The 22,817-nt window shown below is 61.9% G+C and carries 18 protein-coding genes and 2 pseudogenes; 3 read left to right on the top strand and 17 right to left on the bottom strand.

All coding sequences use genetic code 11. The features are described from left to right. Positions 1 to 178: 178 nt before the first annotated feature. Positions 179 to 487, bottom strand: coding sequence for a DUF736 domain-containing protein (locus tag ATY76_RS32530; protein WP_088678665.1), 309 nt, complete (start codon positions 485 to 487; stop codon positions 179 to 181). A gap of 480 nt (positions 488 to 967) precedes the next feature. Here ATY76_RS32530 and ATY76_RS33910 point away from each other — a divergent pair, with 480 nt between their 5' ends. Continuing rightward, positions 968 to 1,144, top strand: a complete 177-nt coding sequence (locus ATY76_RS33910; protein WP_183934909.1) for a hypothetical protein — start codon at positions 968 to 970, stop codon at positions 1,142 to 1,144. Between the two features lie 6 nt (positions 1,145 to 1,150). On the opposite strand, the gene ATY76_RS32520 is transcribed toward ATY76_RS33910, so the two are convergent. The 14 genes and pseudogenes from ATY76_RS32520 to ATY76_RS32450 form a co-directional block, all read right to left on the bottom strand. After that, positions 1,151 to 2,074, bottom strand: coding sequence for a zincin-like metallopeptidase domain-containing protein (locus ATY76_RS32520; protein ID WP_088678664.1), 924 nt, complete (start codon positions 2,072 to 2,074; stop codon positions 1,151 to 1,153). Positions 2,075 to 2,376: 302 nt separating this feature from the next. Continuing rightward, positions 2,377 to 2,964: a hypothetical protein gene (locus ATY76_RS32515; RefSeq protein ID WP_088678663.1), complete on the bottom strand. Its 588-nt coding sequence runs from the start codon at positions 2,962 to 2,964 to the stop codon at positions 2,377 to 2,379. 368 nt (positions 2,965 to 3,332) lie between these two features. Continuing rightward, complete coding sequence (locus ATY76_RS32505; RefSeq protein ID WP_088678661.1) at positions 3,333 to 3,740, bottom strand: hypothetical protein; 408 nt, start codon at positions 3,738 to 3,740, stop codon at positions 3,333 to 3,335. Continuing rightward, a complete protein-coding gene (locus ATY76_RS32500; protein WP_088678660.1) occupies positions 3,737 to 4,093 on the bottom strand; it encodes a hypothetical protein in 357 nt (118 codons plus the stop codon). The genes ATY76_RS32505 and ATY76_RS32500 overlap by 4 nt, the downstream gene beginning before the upstream one ends. Further along, positions 4,093 to 4,976, bottom strand: a pseudogene (locus ATY76_RS32495) (hypothetical protein). The gene ATY76_RS32500 and the pseudogene ATY76_RS32495 overlap by 1 nt, the downstream one beginning before the upstream one ends. After that, positions 4,973 to 5,448: pseudogene (locus ATY76_RS32490) on the bottom strand (hypothetical protein). The pseudogenes ATY76_RS32495 and ATY76_RS32490 overlap by 4 nt, the downstream one beginning before the upstream one ends. Positions 5,449 to 5,542: 94 nt before the next feature. After that, a complete protein-coding gene (locus ATY76_RS32485; protein WP_088678659.1) occupies positions 5,543 to 7,285 on the bottom strand; it encodes a ParB N-terminal domain-containing protein in 1,743 nt (580 codons plus the stop codon). A 582-nt stretch (positions 7,286 to 7,867) separates the two neighbouring features. Next, positions 7,868 to 12,967, bottom strand: a complete 5,100-nt coding sequence (locus ATY76_RS32475) for a helicase-related protein (protein ID WP_088678748.1) — start codon at positions 12,965 to 12,967, stop codon at positions 7,868 to 7,870. Positions 12,968 to 13,113: 146 nt separating this feature from the next. Then, positions 13,114 to 13,719, bottom strand: a complete 606-nt coding sequence (locus tag ATY76_RS32470) for a DUF1419 domain-containing protein (protein WP_088678747.1) — start codon at positions 13,717 to 13,719, stop codon at positions 13,114 to 13,116. Between the two features lie 64 nt (positions 13,720 to 13,783). Continuing rightward, a complete protein-coding gene (locus tag ATY76_RS32465) occupies positions 13,784 to 14,815 on the bottom strand; it encodes a DUF3991 and toprim domain-containing protein (protein ID WP_190233782.1) in 1,032 nt (343 codons plus the stop codon). A 199-nt stretch (positions 14,816 to 15,014) separates the two neighbouring features. Then, the gene (locus ATY76_RS33905) at positions 15,015 to 15,188 is read right to left on the bottom strand and encodes a hypothetical protein (protein ID WP_190233781.1); all 174 of its coding nucleotides are present in this window, start codon (positions 15,186 to 15,188) and stop codon (positions 15,015 to 15,017) included. A 654-nt stretch (positions 15,189 to 15,842) separates the two neighbouring features. Further along, the gene (gene dhaL / locus ATY76_RS32460; protein ID WP_013984746.1) at positions 15,843 to 16,484 is read right to left on the bottom strand and encodes a dihydroxyacetone kinase subunit DhaL; all 642 of its coding nucleotides are present in this window, start codon (positions 16,482 to 16,484) and stop codon (positions 15,843 to 15,845) included. Positions 16,485 to 16,494: 10 nt separating this feature from the next. Next, positions 16,495 to 17,487, bottom strand: a complete 993-nt coding sequence (locus tag ATY76_RS32455) for a dihydroxyacetone kinase subunit DhaK (RefSeq protein ID WP_013984745.1) — start codon at positions 17,485 to 17,487, stop codon at positions 16,495 to 16,497. A gap of 21 nt (positions 17,488 to 17,508) precedes the next feature. Further along, entirely contained in the window at positions 17,509 to 18,360 is an 852-nt protein-coding gene (locus ATY76_RS32450) for a TIM barrel protein (protein ID WP_088678657.1), read from the bottom strand. 229 nt (positions 18,361 to 18,589) lie between these two features. Between ATY76_RS32450 and ATY76_RS32445 the strand changes: the two genes are divergently transcribed. Then, positions 18,590 to 19,519: a LysR substrate-binding domain-containing protein gene (locus ATY76_RS32445; protein WP_088678656.1), complete on the top strand. Its 930-nt coding sequence runs from the start codon at positions 18,590 to 18,592 to the stop codon at positions 19,517 to 19,519. Between the two features lie 71 nt (positions 19,520 to 19,590). On the opposite strand, the gene ATY76_RS32440 is transcribed toward ATY76_RS32445, so the two are convergent. Together ATY76_RS32440 and ATY76_RS32435 are read right to left on the bottom strand one after the other, a co-directional pair. Next, the gene (locus ATY76_RS32440) at positions 19,591 to 20,439 is read right to left on the bottom strand and encodes an alpha/beta fold hydrolase (protein WP_013984742.1); all 849 of its coding nucleotides are present in this window, start codon (positions 20,437 to 20,439) and stop codon (positions 19,591 to 19,593) included. After that, positions 20,436 to 21,404: an NAD(P)-dependent oxidoreductase gene (locus tag ATY76_RS32435; RefSeq protein WP_267880566.1), complete on the bottom strand. Its 969-nt coding sequence runs from the start codon at positions 21,402 to 21,404 to the stop codon at positions 20,436 to 20,438. Before ATY76_RS32435 ends, ATY76_RS32440 begins: the two co-directional genes overlap by 4 nt. Positions 21,405 to 21,798: 394 nt before the next feature. Here ATY76_RS32435 and ATY76_RS32430 point away from each other — a divergent pair, with 394 nt between their 5' ends. Continuing rightward, positions 21,799 to 22,815: a TRAP transporter substrate-binding protein gene (locus ATY76_RS32430; RefSeq protein ID WP_015341920.1), complete on the top strand. Its 1,017-nt coding sequence runs from the start codon at positions 21,799 to 21,801 to the stop codon at positions 22,813 to 22,815. The last annotated feature ends 2 nt before the right edge of the window (positions 22,816 to 22,817 follow it).

Raw genomic sequence — 22,817 nt, 5'->3', positions numbered from 1 at the left:
CTGTTAGGGTGGCTTGCCCTGGGAGCAGCGCATTAAATCAAACGCGCCTCTTCATCTCAAGTTCTGCTTGCCCTTGCTCACATAATCAGACACTTCCGGTCACGCATGGCACCGAAAAAGCCGACGGCTTATCTTTGTCGCCGGTTGACCCCGCCTCGGCGGCGGGGCCTGTCGGGCCTCAGTCCCGGTTGGGGCGGGACCAGATCAGCTGGTAGCCGTCCTCGCCCTCGACTTCGGTGAGGGTTGCGTAGATCGGAGCGGGGAAGCTCGGGTCGTCGAGCTTGACCGAGAGGTAGTCGCGATCCTGCTCGGAGCGCTTCTGCCAGGCCGCACCCAGTTCGACGTTGCCGGCGTAGATGCGGTAGTGCGGGCCCCTGTCGGAGGGGTTTTCGATGCGGGCGATGCGGGCCTTGACGTTGAGGGCGAGGGTGCGGATCGAGCCGTTGAAGCCGGCTTCGGAGGTGGTGAAGGTGCCGATGGTTGCCATTGTCGTATTCCTTTGCTGTTTCGGGCCGCGCCCATCGCGGCCTCGATGGCTGTCGCAAGGATCGGGGACGATCGGACCGCACCCCCGGGGTCCCCGTTGCGCCTGCGCAATGGGGTGGCTCGTAGGGCCGGAATGAAATGGAGGGCGGCCAGGAAGAACTTTGTTGATCCGCGAGGAATGGGCGCACCGCGCTCAGGGGAAGAAAGTTTTGGAAGGCCGTTGCGGGAGGACGATCGAGGCGAAGCCGGTTTTCGATCAGACACGCCTCATCGAGCCCGCGAAGGACGTGGCCTGGCTCCAGGGCCAAGGGGATATGGCGATGGCAGCTGCGCCCCGACTGCCTGCCGGATCCCTGCAACGGTGGACCTGCCGCCCCGTCCACATGCCAAAATCAGACGTCCGGGAACAGCCGAACAAGGGCGTTGCTTTGGCCGTTCTTCGGGCTATCGTCGTGCTCGCGAATCGTCGCCTGGAGGATCTATGCGTCAGCAGCCAAAGCCGTTTGTCGTCGAAATCAAGCCGTCCCGGAAGCTCAAGCCGACCGACCGGAAATCCTCGATCTGGGGCAAACTGGACCTTACGGCTGATCCCGACACGCTCTCCGCGTCGAAGCCTGATCAGGTGCCGGCCGCTGGCGAGACCAACGACCGACGCTGATGGTCCTCAGGCCGCGAGCCGCTCGTCGGCGGTTTCGGGCTGCAGGCCATGCAGGAAACTGACGGCCCGTTGCGCATGCGCCGCCGCCTGGAAGATCGCCCGCCTGTCGTCGCTCAGGACCTTGAGCCAGGAGCCGAGGTACGAGGCGTGATCGGGACGGGGCTCGAGCTCGGGAGCAATGCCGAGGTCGGCGCACAGAAAGCAGCTGCCGAGTTCGGCGATCAGTTCCTCTCGCGCCCGCTCGGATTTGTCCTTGGCATAGCGGCTGAGGTCGCGGCCGAGGCGATGCGCCGGCGCCGTCCAGTGCGTGGCCTCGTGACTCAGAATCGCATAATAGCTGGCCGCGTCCTTGAAGCTTTCAAAGGGCGGCATCTGAATGATGTCAGCGGCCGGCGCAAAGAAGGACTGGTTGCCACCGTGGCGGATCACGGCACCCGTGTTGCGAAAGAACCGGTCGGCATGCTCGATGCGCTCGACCGGATCCGGACCAGGCGTCGGCTGGCGACGATACTGGTCGGGAAGTCCGCCGATCTGTTCGACGTTGAAGACACTGTAGGCCTTCAGGAAAGGGATCTCCCGCTCGACCTCGCTGCCATTTCCGTCGGTTTCGGACTTGGTGAAACGGCTGGCGAAGACGACCGTCGCCCCGGTCTCGCCCTTGCGGACGGCAGCACCCAGTTCGAGTGCCTGCTTGAACGTCATCCACGTGGATGACGTATATCCCCGGGCGGTTCCCTCCGACCAGAGAAGCAGCACGTTGACACCCGAATAGGGCTGGCCGTTATGACGTAGCGGCCGGGTAATACGGCCGGTGGTGTTCTCGGCGTTCCATGGCTTCATCCACGGCCGCACGCCCTTCGCCAGATCCTCAACGATTCTGTCAGTGATGCGGGTATAAATATCGACCCGTTGTTTCTCCGTACTGCTCATCTTCAAGCCTCCGTTTTGAGGCCGCGCCCATCGCGGCCCGTTGCGGAGGGCAGAAGGCAGGAGCCGATCAGCCGGCCGATGCACCGGAACGGCCGGAACTTAAGTGGAGGACGGCGGAGCCGTTGCATCTGCCGGCAGCTCCTGCAGACCCGACAAGCGGGACGGGCCGCAACGGACGTGCCATCTGCCAGATTTCCGTTTCCCTCTTGGCCCCGTCAGCGACACGAAAACGGCCGGCTCCGCCAGGGAACCGGCCGTTCTCGCGTTTATCGAAGGCGGGGCCGGAGCCCCGCCGGCATAGCCTAGTCGAAGGCCGAGATCTGCGCTTCGGCGGCCTTGCGGCCCAGCGAATGACCCGGCTGCTCGACCGGCCGGTCGAACGGCTTCCAGGTCTCGCCGATCACCTGGGCATAGGCCGCGACGGCGCCTTCGGCTGCCATTCTCAGCGAATGGGCCTGGATGCCCATGTCGGCGGCGAACTCGCGCTTGCGCTGGGCGGCGCTGTCATAGCCGACCGGACCGTCGAGGTCCTCGTCGCGGGCATCGTTGGCGGCCTTTGCCGTGGCATCGCGCGCCTCGGTGACAGCGCGGCTATAGAACTGCCCGGCGCCATGGGCCGAGCCGACGAAGGCGCCGACGATCCGCTGCAGATGAATCTGCATGGCCTTGTCGCCCAGGCCGTCTCCGAGCGCATCGGCGGTCTCGATGACGAGGCGTTCATGCAGGTCGCGGATGCCGTCGCTGTCGATGACCGCGGTGCCGAAACTCTCGGCGATCTTTAGGGCCTGGCTGGCGTCGGGGCATGTCAGCCGGACCATTTCGATGGTGGCGCCCTTGCGCAGTTGCATGACGCGGGCGGATTGGCGAGAGGAGGGTGCGGGCTTGGCCATGATCGTTCCTTTCGAGGTCGTCCGAACGGGCTCCGGCCCATGCCGGCTTGCCCTTCGGTGCGGTCATCCCGAACCGGCGGAAGGCGGGCGTTTCAGGGTCCGGTCCTGCCTGGACGAGCGGAGCCGGTTTGCGGGCGAAGAGGGCAAACTGCCCTCGATAGAGCACGCGAAGCCTGCTCCGTGAAGGACGGCGGGGTCCGGCCGCCCCGCGGCGCGACAGCGGCCTTGAAGCGCACGGCCGCCGGTTCAGACCGCAGCAAAACCGAAGGGCGATCCGGCAAGGCGCGGGACTATGATGTCCTCGAACGAAATAACAGGCCCGCCCGCTTGCCTGAGCCTTTCCAGCTCACCGACGTCAAGCACTCGACCTATCGCTTGGCCGGCTTCGGCAACCGGTAGGATTGTAGCCAGGTGGGACCGTGCGAGTTGCGAAGTCCACGAAGCAGACCGCCGTCATCATACGGCGGCCCGCCCATCCAGGCGTTGTTGAGGATCGATTTCCAGCGCCTTCCATGCCTGGCGGCATAGGCCTGAAGTGCTGCTTCCCGTTCCGGCGTCAAAGGCGGCAGCGTTTCGCGTGTGCGACGGACGGTGCGCGTTTTTGGTCTGGGATCCGCCGGTGCTTCCCTTAGAGCGATCAACCGCCTGAGTTCCGCGACACCGGCATTGAGGCAGGCTTCGCCTTCGAGGTGATGGAACTGCAGCCAGAAAGCGGTGCGTTCCGCCGGTGATGCGCCGATGCCTGCTCTTCGCTCCAGGTCTCCGATCGTGCTCATGGCGTCCTGCCTCCCGGACCGGTAGCGGCCACGACTGTGCCGTCGGACCCGGCTCTCGCCCGCAGCGCCGCGATTGCCGCATCCTGTCGGGCGAGTTTTCTCGAAAGCGCATCGATTTCCGGCTGACGCTCGGCGGTGATCGCTGCAAGATTGGATCGGTAGCGTTCGAGGAAGGCGCTTGGCTGCGGCGCCTTGCCGCGACGATATCCGCACTGACGGCGACCGAACTGGGGAACAATCGTGGTCATGCGTCGCGTGATCTGACGGTTGATTAGATCGAGCTGGTGCTGCGTCTGCCGTCGCGCCGATTCCATTTTGGTAAACTGCGCGGCGCGTTGCTCGGAATTGGACATCACGCCGCCCTCCCGCGCCAAGCGGCGAAGCTGGAGGGGCCGGCATAGACGGCATGCCGCGTCTCATCGATGATGAAGCCGAAGCGACCGACCGCATACTCGTCGCTCGGCACCAGAACGCGCCGCTCTTGCGCATGTTCGCCTCGCCTGCCGCCGATGGTGGCGATCACCTCGGTCATACCAGTGTGATGGTCCGAACGAAGTGCCGCGGTGACGATCCAGTCGCCGGCATGTTCCCGTGCGAATGGCTCGGCGTTCCTATGGTAAGACTCGCCGGGTGCAAGCGAGCGACCGAAGATCGTTTCCCAGGCATCCGGCCAGCTCTCGCGGATCGTCTTGTCGGCGCACTTGCGCTCATAGGTCGTGAACAGGTCCGGAAAGGTGAGGGCGACGATTGCCCAGGCGGCGTCCTCTTCATACCAGCCGCCATCTATCCTAAGCATCGAGTGGACCTTGGCATTGCGGGCGTCGGAGAGCCTGAAGCCACCATGACCTGCCGTCGTATGGCACACGATTCCGTCGGCGTAGACGGTGGCGCCCTGCGACGGCCCCCATGGGGTGCTGCAGGTCACCCGGACGGTCTGGCGGATAGTATCCGCAGTTCGCGGCTGTGCCCGGCCTGTTCGATCATGCGGTTACGGAACGCGGCTTCGCCCTCGACAGAGCCATGGTGCGAATAGAAATCATCGCGCTTCAGTTCGGCAAGCGCCCGCGACACGCGCCAGGCACTGGCAAGAACATACTGCCTATCCCGGGCGGGAACCATGGCGAAGACGAGATCGGCCACACGCGCAACGGCCATGCCGTCGGCGCTTCTGCCGAACTCCACCCCTGACGCGTCAGGGGCGGAGACTTCGAAGGATTGCGAACGGACCATAGTCATGCTGCAGTCCTACCCTCGATCTGATCGGCGGCGACCTCGTCGGCGGTCACCTCCTCGAGAACGGCATGCGGATATCCGTGCCGGGCGAGCCATTCCGCGGCCGCCTGCCGATTGTTTCCCAGGTAAACGAGTTCGGCATTGGCGCCGGGGCGATCGAAGACGCGAACTGATCCAAGTGCGGGACGCTCGACGACTTTGAATGTCAGGCCGCTATCGAGCGAGAAGGTCCGGTGGATACGGATGGTGATGATGCCATTTGCGCCGAGATCGCCTTCATGCAGCGTGAAACACGGTGTCAGGCTGGTGGCGCCGACGCCGCGCTTGCCTTCCTTGCGGATCAGCCGACCCTGGCTATTGCGCGTTTGCAAGCTGACAGTTTCTTCTTGTGGCACTCGGGCGGTCGTGGGGTACCATCCGACCAGGCGACGATGGAGCCGATCGGGGCGAGATCATAAATCAGAGACGCGGACATCGCATCCTCCTTCAAGTTTTGCGGGTGGTGGAAACGAAACCGCCGCCGGGACGACCAGCGGCGGAAGATCAAACGGAGAAGGATGGGGCGGCGGCTATTCCGCCGCAATCCCGTAGGCGGTTTCCTCCTCGTCGGAGGCGGCATCACTCAGTGGGTCGTCGCCGGGATCGTCATGTCCCGTCGCCGTTGGATCGAGGCCGTCGACACCGATGCTCTCGTCCTCAGCACCGTCGCTGTCGTCGCCCGCGACATCATCGGCGTGCTTCATGATATCTGCGATGTCCTTCGGGTCAGGCGCAAACAGCGCCGCCGGAAGGACGAAGGCAGCATCGGCCGCGAAGTGATCGACGAGTCCCGCGCGGGTTTCGCGGACCCGTGCCCGCGGGACGAGATTGACCGACTTGGCGGCGGCTTCCAGCGCCTGACGCGACAGGCAAAGCAGGAAATCCTCGGTGCCCATGTTTGGAAGGAAAGCGTCCGCGCCGATCGCGTCACCGGCAATGCGCGAGACGACGCCACTGTTCGACATGCCGCGCCGGCATGAGAGCACGTCGATGAGAACGGAGCGGGCGGCGACACGCGCGCCGTCCATGTCGAACGACAAGCGTCCGTCTGCGGAATAGAGGCGCGCGACATGACGCTGGAAACGCTTCGATCCGAACACGGTGTCGTTGGCACCGGAATCGACCCGAACATTGGTGCCGGCAAACGCCATGACCAGGAGCGCCATCAGCATGTCGTCCTCGATCGGCGCCCGGGCGAGCGCCTCATGCAGCGCATCGGTACGGAAATCGCCAATCATGTCCTGGCCCTTCTGCGTGACCTCGGGCCTGGTCTTCCCGACGACATCGGTGTCGTCGTCGGCCTCCGTCGAAGCGCCACCGGCTGGACCGGGTCGCCCATCGGTTTTCCTTGGCTCCGGCATCCGGTAGTGGACGCTCTGCACCTTGCCGTCGCGATCGAGATACATCGCGGTGCAATCGCCCTTCGCCGGCTTGCCGTAGACGCGTTCGGCCTTCTTGGGCAGTTCCGGCTGGCCCCAATTGTTGACCTCGACGATGGCGCCCTTCTTCGGAAGGTTGCTCGCCATCCACTCCTGCTGGGCGCCGAGAAAGGCTTCGACATTGGTGGTGTAGCGATTGTCCTGATCGGCCGGGCCGAACAGGTCCTCGGCCCACTCGATACCGTACGCGAGGCGAAGATCGTCGCCAAAACTTGCGTCGCGGGCATGCATGCGGGTTTTCGAGAGGCCGTTGGCGATCTGCCACCAGGCCGCCGTGTCGCCCTTTTTGGGCTTATGGGCTTTCCAGACCTCTTTCTGCTCTTCGGACGATGCGGCCGCGATCGTCCTTAGCTGCTGCTCGTTGGGCATGTCCCCCTTCGCCATCTGGTCGAGCATGGAAGGCAGCACGTTGGCGAGCAGACGAAGCTTGCGGATCTGGCGGACGGGAAGCGCGAGCGCCACCGCGATCGCCTCCTCGGTCCAGCCGAGCGCGACCAGCCGCTCGATGCCCCGCCATTGGTCGACCGGATTGAGCGGCTCGCGCGCAATGTTCTCGACCATCGAGCGCATGCCGCCATTGTCGTTGGCCGCTTCGACGACGATCACGTCGATTTCCTCGAGACCGGCGGCAATCGCCATTCGAGTGCGCCGGTGACCGGCTTCGATGATGTAACCGTTGCCGCCGACTTCCGGGAAAATGACCGGCGGCTGGATCACGCCGACGGCCTTGATCGTCGCCAAAAGCAGGGCGTCGGCCTGCGGCGTCGACTTCGATTGGCGCGTGTTGTCGGGGTTGTCCTTCAGCGCACGCGGATCGACCTTCATCAGTTGCATGGGATGCTCCTTGTCGGGGATTGGACACGGCCCTCTGCCTGCCCTTCTCGCGTCTTCATTCTTTCCGAAGACACTTCCCGGGCCGCGGAGCGGGCGGCTGGGTGCAACTGCGGCCGAGCATCGCTGCCGCGAAGGACGAGCGGGGCTTACAGCCCTGCGAAGGACGAGTGGCGGGATGCGGAGGCGGCGGTTGAGCGGAAGCGGCGACCAGCCGACTGCTCTGCGACCGGTTCATCTCCCTCTTCTTCTTTTCTCCCTTGCTTGTTTCTCATTTCGGCGGCTGACGCGCCGGCCTGCAAAACACATCGGATTGCGCGCGACTGGATGTCGATCGGGATAAGATGGGAGACAAAAAAAATGGGCCAGCGGAAACCGCGGCCCATGAAGTGTGAAGGTCAATAAACCTCCAGAGGGGAACAGCTGCTGCGGCGGAACTGGGAGGAAAGCCGCCATGTGCATCAGCTGTATGCGTTATGCTCGATTTTTGACCACTTGGAAAACGCTTTTTGTGCACTGCAGCCATGTGAATGCTGCAGCGCTTCCAAAACCCGAGCGGACACAGGTCCGGCAATGGCGTCGGACCTAGGCCGCTTCCGAGGCGGATAAGCTCTTCTCGTGTGCCACGGCTGCCAATGCCTCATCGACGTCCCGTAGCTGCCGGCGCTTCTCGGCGAGTTCTTCGGAAAATGCAAACAGGCCGCCCTCGCGCGAGCGGTAGGAGGCGAGACGCCGCTGGGCGTCATGAAGGCGATGGCGATAGCGTTCCTGCTCCTCGTCAAAACCGTCGAGCGCGTGCTCGAGGCGGGAGGTAGCGCCAAGCGGCGTCACGGTCACCGGCAGATCGATTTCGTAATCGGCTCCAGTGCGTTGGAGAAGGGTCGTGTAGCGATACCCATCGTCCCTGCCGAACCGCTCGCCGGAATAGACGAGGTCAAAGCCCCCGACCGAGGCGATGACGCTGTCGTCTTCCTGCTGGCGCTGAACGAGAGTGAGAATTTCCCTCATCAAGGCGCGACCGGCGGCTTTCCGTTCGTTGAAAGCCTCGCCGACGACAGTCATGGCAAAGGCTTCGGCCGCGGTCGGAACGAGGCGCCCGATGTCCTTGCCGATTTCCGCAATCCGCCGCTTCGAGATCTCGATATCGCGTTCGGCGTCACGAATCTGCCGGCGCACGGCATATTGGTCGTCGTCATGGGCGGCGCGCAGGCGTTCGAGACGGGCAATGTCCGCCTCGAGTCCCGCCTTCTGCATCAGGCGTTCGTCGCCACTCGCAATCGCCTTGGCCATGGCGAACTGATTGGCCGCACCTTCGCCGAGATCTTCCAGCCGGCGGATCGAAGTATCGCCAGAGAGTGCCGCCGCGATGAAGCGAGCCTTGCGTTCGTTGTTCTGCCACATCGAGGCATCTAGCGAACCTTGGGTGGCATAGGCGAAGATATCGACCTCGTCATGCTGATTGCCCTGACGCACGATCCGGCCCTCGCGCTGCTCGATCTGCGAAGGCAGCCAGGGGACGTCGAGATGATGCAGCGCCTTGAGACGGAGCTGCGCATTGACGCCGGTACCCATTGTGTCCGACGAGCCGATCAGGAAGCGGATCTTGCCGGCACGGACGTCGGCGAACAGGCGCTGCTTCGCCTCCGACTTCTTGTAGTCCTGCATGAAGGCGATCTCGGATGCCGGAACGCCCATGCGGACGAGCTCGTCCCTGATCCAGCGGTAGGCGGAAAAGCCCCTGCTTTTCTTGACATTGATGGTGCCGAGATCCGAAAAGATCATCTGCGCCGCACCCGGCAGATCGAAAGGCTTGCCGTCGGGGCGGAGATACGTGCTTTGCGCGGTCTCCTGCCAGATGCGGAAAGCGTTCTGGACCAGCAGGTTGAGCTTGTTGTCCGGTTCGTTGTCATTGTCCGCGTCGACCAGGCGGAGATCTATGGCGGCATGGCGACCGTCGGTGATGACGGAGAGAAGGATGTCGTCGCCGGGCTGCGCCGGTCCCTCGCGCATCTCGATCGCCTTGATACGGGCATCGAGGATCGTCTGGTAATTCTTGAAGGCCTGAGTCGGCTTGGCCGTCAGGATCTGCCGGCGGCCGGTCGAGATATCAGGCACCTTGACGTAGTCGCGGAGATCCTCAGGCATCACCACGTCGGCGAAGGACCGGAACATCGCGATCAGTTCCGGGACGTTGACGAAGGAAGCAAAACGGCTGACGGGCTTGTATTTGCCTGATGGCTGGATCTCCAGTTCCGTCGTCGTATCACCGAAGGTCGAGGCCCAGGCGTCGAATTCATGCAGCCCGCGTTCGGCGAGGGCCGCATGCCCGAGCAGGCGTTGGACCGAGAACATCTCGCCAAGCGTATTGGTGATCGGCGTGCCGGACGCCAGAACCAAAGCCCGGCCAGGGTTCTTCGTCTCGATGAAGCGAGACTTGACGTAGAGGTCCCAGGCACGCTGCGATCCGTTCGGATCGATGCCTTTCAAGGTCGACATGTTGGTGGCGAAGGAAAGTTTTCTGAATTCCTGCGCCTCATCGACGATGATCTGGTCCACGCCGATCTCCGGGATGGTCAGCAGGTCGTCCTTGCGGGTGGACAGCGCCTCCAGCCGTTCCTTCAGGCCTTCCTTGAGCCGCTCGAGCCTCTTGCGCGACACGCGATCCTCACTGTCGACCTTGATCAGCAGATCCTCGTAGAGCTCGAGCTCATCCTGGATCATCTGTTGCTCGAAACTCGACGGCACGGCTATGAACCGGAATGCCGAATGCGTGATGATAATCGCGTCCCACGTGGCGGTCGCCGCGCGTGACAGGAACCGAGCGCGTTTGTCCTTCGAAAAATTCGTCTCGTCGGCAACGAGAATGCGGGCGTTTGGATAAAGCGCCAGGAACTCCCGCGCCGCCTGCGCCAGGCAATGGCCGGGTACGACCAGCATCGCCTTGGCAATAAGACCGAGCCGGCGCTGTTCCATGATGGCGGCTGCCATGGTCATCGTCTTGCCGGCGCCGACGGCGTGGGCGAGATATGTCGATCCCGACGAGATGATGCGCCAGATGCCGCGCTTCTGGTGCCCATAAAGAACAAGGGCGCCAGAGGCGCCGGGAAGTTTCAGGTGCGAGCCGTCGAATTTTCGTGGGGCGATGTTGTTGAAGCGATCGTTATAGACCCGCGCCAGCCGGTCGGTGCGATCGGGATCGGTCCAGACCCAGTTCTGGAACGCTTGCTTGATCTTCTGGAGCTTGTCGCGGGCGGCCTCGGTGTCGATGACGTTCAGAACGCGCCGCTCACCGTCGGCGTCCTTGAACACGTCGAAAATCTGCGGCACGCGGCTGTTTAGTGCATCGGCGAGCAACTCACCGGCATGCCGGCGGTCAGTGCCCCATTCGGATGTACCGGCTGCCGTCCAACCAAGTTGCCGCCCCTCGACTGTCCAAGAGCCGAGTTCCGGCATGTGATGGATCCTGATCTCGGCGCCCATCGTCTCGTGCACGAAGTCAACGATATCAGCGGCCGGAATCCAGGGTGCGCCCAGCCGGGCGGTGATATCAGACGGGCGGAGATCAGCCGGCTGCACCGCCTGAAGCGCACGGACATTGCGCTCATAAGCGGGATCGAGCTCGGCCGCAGCTGCCGCGGCAGCAAGTTTGGTGCGCACGGCCCCGGAGAGATAAGCATCGGAGGTTTGCCAGGAGCCGTCGGCGGGATCGCGGAAAATAGTATCGCCAAGCGCATTGAGAGCCGCATCCGTGGCGCAATGAAGAAGTTCGGCAATATGATCGAGGTCGATGCGTCCGCGGTCGTTGAGGACGACGGCCAAGGCATCGGCGGCGGAGGTGATGACGGGCGGGGAAGGGGGCGCGATGACGCGTTCTAAGAAAATCGGCCCGGGCCTGGCCGTGTCGGTTTCGAGGTCATAGTCCTCGATGGAGGCGACCAGCCAGCAGTCCGGATCGTCGCGAAATGGCAGAAGGTTCGGCTGGCGATGGTTCTCACGAACCTCGCCCGTCGTCTCATCCTCGATGATCGAGACAGTGGTGTGGTTGATCGGGCCGAAATCGCGCACGAAGTTCGACCAGGCGATGCGCAGCCGTACCTGCAGCTCGCGCCACGGCCGGTCCAGTTCCTGGGCTTTCAGGACGTCGCGCACGGCCTCGCGGATCGGGATCAGTTTGCGGATGATCCGGACGTGCTTTTCAGAAATTCCCACGCCACTGCGCGCCTTGCGCACCTTGATGGCAACGGGCTCGCCGTCGACGACCTGCATGAGACCATGTCTGACATCGACAAAATAGCTGCCTTCGCGCACCTTGGCATTGTCGGGACGCAGATCGACGATCTCGGCAAGCTCATCCTCCAGATCGATGTCGATGGCGGTCGGCTCGCCGTCATAAAGACCTTCCGGAAGAAGCGCGATTGCCTCCGTCAGCGCCGCGTCGAGCTCCTCGCCGGCGCGAGGCCGGCACGTATAGGTCTTCCCGAAGGGACCGGAAGTCAGGGCATGATCGCCGAGCACGAAGCCCGGATGCTGCGCGAACCACCGGTTCACGCGGATCACCCCCCCGTCCTCGGCAGTCGGCCGGACGTCCTCCAGGTTAAGCCACGAAAGGTCGCCTTCCGGCTCGCCTGCTTTGCGCTTGCGGAAGAAAAGGATGTCGGCGACGACGTCGGTCCCTGCGTCCCGCCGAAAACTGCCTTCGGGCAGTCGGATCGCGGCAATTAGGTCGGCGGACTTGGCGATATGCTCGCGGGCAGTGCCATCCACCTTGTCCATGGTGCCGGCGCTGGTGACGAAGGCGGCCAGGGCACCGGGTTTCAGGAGATCGATCGATCGGGCGATGAAGTAATCGTGCAGCCGAAGACCGAGCGAACGATATTGCCGGTCGGAGCGAACCGTCCGATCGGAGAAGGGCGGGTTGCCGATGGCAAGATCGTAGATCGCATTGAGGTCGGTGCGCGCGAAATCGCCGTTGACGATGCGCGCGTTCGGCTGCAGCAGACGCGCGATGCGGGCCGTGACGGGATCGAGTTCGACACCCGTGAGGTAGCTCAGTTCGCGATAGTGTTTCGGCATCAGCGCCGGAAACAGGCCAGTGCCGATGCCGGGCTCCAACACACGGCCGCCGCGCCAGCCGAGACGTTGCAAGCCCATCCAGATCGCCCGAATGACGAATTCGGGGGTGAAGTGGGCATATTGGGTGCAACGGGCAAGCGACGCATATTCTTCCCCGCTGACGGCCGATTCCAGCGAGTTGCCGAGATCGTCCCAACCTGTGCGGAAGTCGGTTTCCCCCGGCCGCCGGAACATGCCATTCGCCAATTCACCAGCGCCGAAGCCGGTGAAGCGGATCAGCCTCGCCTGCGCAGTCGGGGTCGCCGGCAGATTGAGCTTCTCGATTTCGTTGGCGGTGAGGATGGCCACGACATTGATGCGTGCCCGCTCCTTCCAGGTCGCGGCGAGATCGCGGTCGCCGTCGTCGAGATAGAAGTTGGCGCGCTGCCCTTGCTTTCGCGACGCCGGCCGGTTGGTCGCCGGCAGAGCCCGCGCCGGCGCAGGAGAGGGCGGGGTCGGGTCGGACTCGTCGTCGTTGGCGGCAAAACCGCCGAACGCGGTGACGCCAAGACCGAGTCCTGATGACAAGGCGCTGCTGCCAAACATATCGAGGGTGAAGGGATCGTTGCTCATCGAAAGTTCCTTGTAAGCGAGCGTCATCGATCCGCCGCAAGCGACAGTCGAGGAACGCGAAGGGGTGGAGGGGGGCCGCCTGCATGGGCTGCGCGGCTATCGTGGGCCGAGCGCGATTGCTCGCGCACGGATACAAGCGGAAACTCTCAAGCCGCGATCGGCGATGCGAGGTTGCGCAGTTGTACCGGCAGCTTGGCGGCGATCTCGTCGTTGCTGAGGTCTTCCAGCAACTTCAGAACAGTGCCGCCTTTACCGCCGTAGATCATCACGGTGCGCTTGCCACGCGAGGCCTCCGGCCAGCGCTCGCCGGCATAGCCGCGATAGTCGTCCGCCGTACTGCTCCAGATATGCTCGAGGCGCTCCTCATGCGTCATGGCCCTGACCGGACGACTTTCGCGCTCGATGATCGCAAGGCGCATGGTCTCGACGGACGATTGCTCGGCAAGGTCGCAATAGCCGTGAAAATAGCGGAACGCCTCGTCGATCCGGAGTGCGAAGAACACCGATGTCACCGAGCCGGTCAGGAACTCGCGCATCGCAAACATCGAACCGCGGATCCAGAGCGGCGGCAGGATTTCGAACATATAGTCGTGCTCGGCCTCGCCGATCTCGAACCATTCGCCGGCATAGAGCGGCATTGCGTCGTCTTCCCAGCGGTTGGGCCCCTGGAGATGACGGTCGAACATGCGGAACATCTGCGGTCGGCTTGCGACGCCCTGGAAGACTTTTCGGATTGCGGGAGAGGAATTCATCTGCGGCTCCTTCGGAGGTTTCGGGCCGAAGCGCGGCACTGTCCTCTCGACCTTGCCTTCCTCTTCAGTCCTTCATGACCCCCTGGCTGCCGCCGGCATCGTGACCGTCTGGGTCAAGGGCCGGCTCCGCCGGGCGAAGCCTCCCTTGACGCGGGCGGCGCGCATGCGGCACGCCTCCTCCTTCCATCCTTTCCGTCTTTTCCTTTTCCCTGATCTTCAGGGTTTCGTTCCAGTCCTCCACGGGCGGCCGAAGTCGCGTCCAGTCGCAGTCTGCATCGTCGGCAAGCGTCCGCAGCCGTTCGGCAAACATGTCGCCCTGCGCATTGGCGTCCGTCGCAGCAACCATCTGGACGCCAGGTTTTGCGGCCAACTCCCGCAACGCTGCCTCCGTGGTGGGAGACCATCCGCCGCCAGTGCTGAGATAAACCGTGCCCTGACGCAAACCCTCAATCGCTGCGAGGCTCATGGCATCGATCGCGGCTTCCGTGACGGCCAGGCGCAGTGCGCTGTCCGAACCGAAGCGGAAAAGAACCTTGGTTCCTCCGGACGCAAAACCCCGGTATTGCGGACCCCGCGCTTCCCAGCCGGTCAAGAGCTCGGCCTTGTCTCGGTGTGCCGCCCACATGCTGCCTTGCGGACCTTCGCGCAGAAGGTCGCCTTTGATCGCCGCTCGCAGCACGGTCGCTGGCAGGCGGCGCTCGCCATTGAGGTATCGCCACGACGCGGAACCGGGCCAGGGTCGCCTGCGGGATTGCCAACGATCGGCAAGAGAGAGGTCGCATCTCTCGCCATCTCTCGCCGACTGCCATTCCGGCTCCGTGATCTGAAAACCGACCAGAGCCGCGACCCGCTCGGCACCTTCGAGAAAGCCGACCCGATCGAGATGCTCGACAAGCCGGAACACATCGCCTTTCGCGTCGGACAGGGGATCGAACCATCCGCGCCCTTCATAGGTGACGATGATGATCTCGCCGCCGCGGCGGAATTTGACCGCCCGCCGTGTGCTTTCCTTCGCGTCTATTGCAAAACCGGCATGCTCAAGCACTGCCGCACAACTGACCTGATCGCGCAGCGCTTCAATCTCTCTTCTCTTCATTTTTCATTCCGATCGCCCAGCGATCGGCCTCCATAATCCTTCCTTGCCCGTCGGTTCACCGACGCCTTTCGGCAGGCCCCGAAGAGCAAAGACCGCAAGGGCGCGGCTGGCAATTGTCGGATCATGCAAGCTGACGTCGGACGCGGCGAAGCCCCCCTTGCGGCCTGCCGCTCGCAAGGGGCACCCACGCGGCGCCGGCTCAATGAGCCGGCCATGGCGTATACTCGTGCACGATCGCCAGATCGTCGGCGTCGATCTCGTCAGAAGGAAGGACGCCGTATTCTCCGTCGACCTCGAAGAGGGTGACCGGGACCATCAGGTCACGGGAAAGCTGGAGGGCGTGGGACTGTGCGAGAGAGAGATCGTGCGACATTTGAGAGGCTCCTACGGGAGCGGGCCAATTCCCGCTCGATGGCTCCTCAAAAGGCACGGGGTCCGGGCGCGATCACCGCGAGGCGAAGCCGACGCGGCCGCAGCTTGCTAGCGGACCCTTTATGGGTTGATCGTGGAAGATCCGGAACCGGGCCAGGACGCCATCACAGACAAGCGGGATTGGCTTGCTTCCGTTTGGGCCACCGTTCGACGCACGATTTTCGAGCTTCGTGCCAGGTCGTCGCTGCCCGCAGGCCGATTACTCGTGTCTTCGATTTAGCGGGTCAGGTGTTGGCTGAGCGAAGGACTCTGCGTCGCCGCGTGACCGAATGTCGCGTCAGCTTCAGTCGTGGCACCGCCTAAGTTGCGATGAGTCGTGCCTTTCGCGGTTTGCGGAACCCGACCCTGCAAGCGAGAGCGATGGTGCCCGGAGACCGAATGCATAGTTCGCCGCCGACCCAATCTGTCCGCCAAATTTGATTCCCGGAGTCCGCGAAAGCGGGTGTCCACCCTCGGGCGGCACACGGAGGACTGTTGCCGGATTTCTATCGCGGCGCGTTTCACATCAATAACCGAGCGGCACTCTGGATTGGCTTCCCCTTAAGCTCGGCATCACTTCGGTTCTCACTATGATCACGCTCAAGAAGCGATGACACTATTGAAGCCTATTACGGGTTCCCTCAGACAACTCCTTGAGGATCAGCGCGCAAGACGTCGCACCAGCATCCAGCACGCCGAGCGATCGTTCGCCCAGCCTGCTGGCTCGGCCGATCCGCGCGATCAAGTTCACCGTCGAATCGCGGCCACTTTCGGCTGCCGCAACGAGGAGTTCCAATGCCTCGTCGAAGGATTTTCCTTCTGATGTCGCATTGTCAAAAGCTTCAACAGCAGGCACCAACGTGTCAAGCAATGTCTTGTCGCCGACTTTGGCCGAACCAATTTGTTGAATACCCGTCAAGCCAGCATGCAGCATTCGGCTGAACGTCTTGTTGTCGATCTGGTCGACCTGATCGATCTGCTGGGCAAACTCGGTGAACATCACACCGTAAAGCGGACCCATAGATCCGCCGATCTCGGTCATCAGGACTGTTCCGAGGGTCTCAAGCGCTTTTGCGAGCGATAGCTCCTTGCCGCGTATCCGGTCGGCCACTAAACCGAAACCTTTCGCCATATTTATTCCGTGATCGCCGTCGCCAATCTTGCCGTCGATCTCGCTGAGGTAGGCGCGGTTGTCGATGATCGCTCTTGCCATGGAGACTACGATTTCTCCGGCTGCCGCGTTATTCATTTTTTGCATTGTTCCCTCCTTAAAGCGTCGCCGCGCAGCGAACCTCGACCTCCAGTAGCGACTTTAGCTCTTCATCGAGCGCCATGACCGTCAAAGTCGCTCCAACCATCTCAAGAGACGTGAAGTAGTTACCAACATACGCTTTGTGGATCCTGAGGCCGCGGCCGGAGATTTCCTCCTCGACGGTGTCGAAGAGAATGTAAAGTTCGTTCAGCGGTGTCGCGCCAAGGCCAGATACCAGTACGGCCACTTCTGTCCCCGAGCCGAGATCATGATCATCCAGCACGATCTGGCACATATCCTTGGCGACCTCTGATGCGCTCTTGAGCGCTTCTACTCGCGCGCCCGGCTCGCCGTGATGGCCGATACCGACTTCAATGGTGCCAAGCTCGATCTGGAAGTTCGGATGTCCGACCGCTGGAAGAGTGCACGGCCCCAATCCGACACCGACCGAGCGGCAATTGTCGATGGCCTTCTGTGCTGCGTCACGAACCTCGGATAGGCTGGCGCCCATCGACGCTTTCGCTCCGCCGACCTTCCACATGAAGATCTCTCCGGCAACGCCTCGGCGCTTCTCCCGCTCCTCGGCGGAGGCGGAGCACACGTCATCGTTCGCAACCACCGTGGCAACCTCGATGCCGTCCTTCGCGGCGAGTTTCATCGCCATTTTCACGTTCATGTTGTCTCCGGCATAATTTCCGTAGAGGACAACGACGCCGTTTCCACCATTCGCTTCGCGTATGGCATCATGAAAGCTCTTTGCCGTTGGCGACGAAAACAGCTCGCCGACCGCGACCGCGTCGAGCATGTTGCGGCCTATATAGCCACTGAAGGCAGGCTCGTGTCCGGAGCCACCTCCAGTTACGACACCCACTTTTCCTTGCGCGGGCCGGTCAATCGCCGTCACCACGCGTTGGTTTTCGGCGAGGCGCACGATGTCTCGGTGTGCCTTCACAAAGCCCTTGATGGTATCTTCCACGACCTCATCGCGGTTGTTTACAAAACGTTGCACTGCGTCCTCCTCCAGACACGGTCATTGATTGTCGTTGAGCGCTCGCCGGACGACCTTGAGCGACCGAGCCAGCGAGTCCTCGATCGATGACAGCGGCACGGGATCTCGGCGGCGAACGGGCTGCGCCTGCCGATTGCGATGCAGTCTCAAGGGAAGTTCAATACTGACCGGGAGACTGTCGAGCTTTGCGATTGCAGCCAGGAGGCGCTCGCACCCGACCTTGCCGTCGCCGATATCGCAGAAAAACCAACCTTCGTCGGTTTCACGGACATCCTTGATATGGGCGTGCGCCGATTCCGGCAGCGCCAGGATTCCATCACCTGCGAGATCGTCCATGTCCGGTCGATGTGACGCTGTGTTTGCGGCGTCGTAATTTAGCTTTAGAAAGGGCGATCCGAATTCCTCAACAAGAGAAATACCGTCCCGCGCGGTGTTGATCAGGCTATCGCTGCCGTCTCCTGGGTTTTCCAGGCCAACGATGATATCGAAGGCTTCCGCTCTTCTCAGTATGGTTTCGACGTTGCGACGGAATGTTGCCTCTCTCTGTCGGGCAGCCGCGTTGGTCGCAATAACCTTGGCTCCAATCGCCGCGGCGAATGCCATGCGGCCCGTGAACACTTCGACCGAATCTTCGAAACCGAGGTCGATGTGCGACGACATTGCATGACACAAGAGCCCCGAAGACCTAAGCGCGCTGCGCCAACTGGTCATCTCGGAAGGTGTGAAGGCGGTCTCATCGAAGGGTTCTGTATATCCAACGATAAAGGCCGGCTCGAAATGCGTGAACCCGAGGGTTGCCGCGCTCTCCAGTGCGGCCTCTCTGCTATGCCCGTCGTACGGCGCGCCGGACACGGAGATCACCCGTTCAGCCATGCATTCCTCCCTTAGCAAAGAACGGCGCAAAGGCCGTTCCGAAGGGCAAAGTGTTAAAAACGCTTCATCCGGACAAGCGAATTCCATCGGTCAATGCATGAATCCATCTCAACAAATGCGTTATTTGCGTTAAATTTCCTCATGGAATATAGAGGAAGGGCGTCCTCCAGCGTACTGAATGTCTCAAGTAGGAAAGGTGGCGAGGCACGCATAAACAGGAGGAGGGGTGATGAGCGCGTTGGAGTTTCCTTCGCTGCGATCGCTACAGGTGTTGGAAGCCGTCGCACGTCTTGGATCTTTTGGAAAAGCCGCCGAGGAACTGAGCATCAGCCCCTCGGCCGTGAGCCATCAAATGGCCGCGCTGGATTCGGAGCTCGGAATTGCTTTATTTCATCGTTCCGGGCGTTCAATCATGCTGACTGACGCGGGAAGGGCTTACGCTGAAGAGATCAGCGCCTCCTTTCGAAAGATCGAGAGCGCTACTCGCAATTTCACGACGAAGGGCAAAAGTGACATTCTGAATATCCATTCGGTTGTCAGTCTCGCTTCGCAGTGGCTCATGCCTCGCCTCGCCCGGTTTAGCGCCCGCTATCCGGAGATCGATCTTCGACTGCACGCTTCTGGTGACCCGGCCGAGCTCAGGACCGGCAACGTCGATATAGACATCCGCTACGGAACGCAGCCCGTGGAGGTTGGCATCGCCGTCGAGCCCTTCCCGCCCGAGCCAATAGTGGTCCTGTGCGCCCCATCGTTGGTCGAGGGCGCAAACGGAATACGCTCACCGCAGGATCTCGCCAGATTTCCGCTCATCCACTCCGAAGTGAACCTCTATCGCTGGCAGGATTGGGCCGACGACCACGGTGTGAGGCTCAACATGGATCGGGGGCTGCGTTTCGATAGATCTTTCATGTCCATCAATGCGGCCGCGGATGGACTTGGCGTTTGCCTGGAAAGCCTCATACTCGTCCGGCAAGATCTGAAAAGCGGGAGGCTCGTTGCGCCGTTTGGCCTGGAAGGCCCCAGCATCAATTGCCATAGTCTCGTGTACTTACGGTCCAGGGCAAGAACGCCAAAGATCGCTCTGTTCAAACGTTGGATCGAAGAGACCCTGGCTGGCGACGCGGTTTCTGCGAATGAGATCGACGCCGGCGGGAGGTGAGTTATGCGCAATCAGGGTCGGGGATGCGCGACTGGTGGATCAGACGCGCATCCCCGACGTCAGGCAGTGGTTTAGCCGAAGAATTTCCCGAGTTCGTTCGCTATGAATTCGGGAGCTTCTTCCGCAACCCAGTGACCCGAGCCCGGGATCAATCCGCCTCGAACGTCACTTGCCACCCGCTGCAGTGATTCCATCGTCTCCATGCCGCGGCCAAAACCACTGTCTCCGCCCAGGGCGAGGACCGGCATTTCGAGCTTGCCATCCCTTTCGAGGAATAACTCGTTGTCTTTGACGTCGGTTGGAAAGCCCCGATAATAGGCGAGAAGTGTGCGCAGGCCACCCGGTTTCAGGTAGGTACGGAAATACTCATTCTTGTCTTCCTGAGATAGCACGTTTGCCCGGCTGCCGTAATTGTCAAACAACCATTCCAGATAGATTTGCTCGCGACCGCCGAACATCGCTTCCGGCAAATCCGGCGTCCTGAAGAAAGGGTGGTGCCAACGGCGGCCGCCTTGCGACATGTCCGCTCCATCGCCAGGAATGGTAACGTCCAGGATCGCGAGCTTGCTAACAGCCCCCCGGTGCTGCGCGGCCAGGGCAAACGCCACCGGGCCGCCCCAGTCGTGTCCCACAAGATTGAAGCGATCGATCTTCAGATGTTCAGAAAGAAGCTCCCACACGTCCTCGGCAATCGTTTTCTTGTCGTACCCATCGGCGGGCCGGGAAGTGTCGCCGAGGCCCCGCAGGTCCGGCGCGATGATCGCGTACTTGTCCGCGAGGAAGGGGATCACGTGCCGCCATTCGTGCGAACTCTGCGGCACCCCGTGAAGGAGAACCAGCGGCTCACCGGATCCTGCGGTCAGGTAGTGCATGGTGATGCCGGACAGTCGCGCGTAATTGCTCTTTATCTCGGCACTCACTTCTTTGCCTCCTTCTGGCCCGCGGTCATTCCCCGATACGCACGAATGACCTGACTGTCATCTGCCGAGCCTGACCCCTGCCCAGACGCGGCAAGGAAGAACTGATGCGCAACGGAGGCGAGCGGCAGGGCGGCCCTGGCAGAGGAGCCGGCGGCAAGCACGATACCGAGATCTTTCACAAAAATGTCTACCGCGCTCGTTACCTCAGGGTCTTCCAGAAGCATCCGCTGGCCACGATCGTTGAGCATCCAGCTGGCGGCCGCCGAGCCGGACACGATCTCGAGTACCGTTGAGGTGTCGAGGCCAGCCCTTTCGGCGAGCGACAGCGCCTCAGCCGCTGCCGCCAAGTGTACGCCGCACAGCAACTGGTTGACTGCTTTGGCAACCGATGCCTGGCCAGGCCGCTCTCCGAGATAATAGATCTTGGAGCCGAGCACGTCGAAAAGATTGCGGCTCGTCTCATAGGTTTGCCTGTCGCCAGCCACCATGATGGAGAGCGACGCGTCGCGCGCTCCGGCGACGCCGCCGGAAACAGGCGCATCCAGAAACCGGTGACCGCGAGCAATAACGGCCTCGGCGAGCTGTTCAACCTCGCCGGGAGGGCATGTTGACATCAGGACGACGACGCTGGCCCTGGTTGAATTTGCCAAGGCGCCCCGTTCGAAGAGGGCTTGGTGCGCCTGGTCGATGTTGACTACCATCAACATCAAGACGTCGGTCTCGCTGGCCGCTTCTGTAGCGTCTGGATAGGCAGTCCCGCCACTGTCAGCGAAGCTTCTTAGAGCATTCTCCGAGATGTCAAACCCCTTGACCCTGAAGCCGCTTTTTAGGAGATGCGACGCCATCGGCAATCCCATCGAGCCGAGACCGATAAAACCGATTGTCGGTTTTCCCGGTCCTCGTGCCGGGCTCGGCTTTGTTTCTAAAGCTTGGTGCAATTCCGGTCTCCTCCGCGATACTGGCACGTCATAGGCCGGCACATCCCACCGGAGTGCCATGCTCGCATGCAAAGCGGTTAGCATGGCGGCTTCCTCCACATCAAAAGAGTTTGCGCAAAAAACATGTGACCTGGATTCATGTTGCCTGGCGCGTTCTCCTAGAAAAACTTTGCCTCCATCGCGGGTCACGCCGAACTCGCCTGAGTTCAACTCACCATTGGCCGGAGGCAATTCATTTGCGGACGTTTGGCGCAAGCGCCTAATTTACGTCCAGCCGCACAGTGGGAGGCTCCCGGCTTCAGCGACATCAGTCCAAGGTCTAAGCAACCTGCAAGAAACTGAGGACGCTTACGAGGAGAGCGCCTGCGCTGGAGGCTCCTAAAAACATCGACATAGATCAACACGGTTAGAGGAGGAACCAATGATCAGAATGAATCGCCGTACCCTTATTATGAGTTCCGTGGCGATGACCGCCGCGCTTGCGGCACCGCGCATCATGCGTGCGAGTTCGCCTGAATTCTCGTTTAAATTCGCCAACATCATGCCGGTTGATCATCCGCTCAACACGCGGATGACCGAGGCTTCCGACAAGATCAGCCAGCAGACAGACGGCCGCGTGAGTATTCAGGTGTTCCCCGCGAGCCAGCTCGGCACCGATGCTGATATGCTCAGCCAGCTTCGATCAGGTGGCCTGGACCTTCTTGCGCAGACAGGCCTCATCGCAGCGACACTCGTCCCGCCGGCGGCCATCACCGGTGTAGGATTTGCCTACCCCGACTACGCGCACGTGTGGAAGTCGGTTGATGGTGAGCTCGGCCGGAGCATCCGGACGGCTTTTGAGACGGTCAACCTGATCGCCTTCGAGAAGATGTGGGACAACGGCTTTCGGCAGACGACCTCGATCGGGAAACCGATCAAGTCGCCCGAGGACCTCAAGGGCTTCAAGATCCGCGTCCCTCCTGCGCCGCTCTGGACATCGCTTTTCAAGTCTCTCGGCGCCGCGCCGACGTCGATTCCATGGGGCGAAACTTATTCCGCACTCCAGACCCACGTCGCCGACGGTCTCGAAAACCCGCTCGCTGGCATTTACTTTGCCAAGATGTACGAGGTTCAAAAGTATCTCTCCCGGACTAACCATATGTGGGACGGCTTCTGGATTCTCGCCAATCGGGACAACTTCGAGATGCTGCCTGAGGACTTGCGTGACATTGTCGTCACCGAGATCAATCGCTCGGCTATCGTGCAACGCGCTGATGTCGAAAAGCTGAATTCCGAACTCCAGGCAGAGCTGACGAGCAAGGGTCTTGAATTTATCGACGTCGATGTTTCCAAGTTCCGCGCGACGCTGCAAGCTTCGTCGTTCTACTCCGATTGGAAGGGGCGTTTTGGCGAGGAAGCATGGGCGTTGCTGGAGTCTACCTCGGGCAAATTGATCTGAGG

Origin of the sequence: Rhizobium sp. R339 (assembly GCF_002211395.1) — a bacterium.
GTDB lineage: Bacteria > Pseudomonadota > Alphaproteobacteria > Rhizobiales > Rhizobiaceae > Rhizobium.
This window is presented reverse-complemented; position numbering and strand designations above follow the sequence as displayed.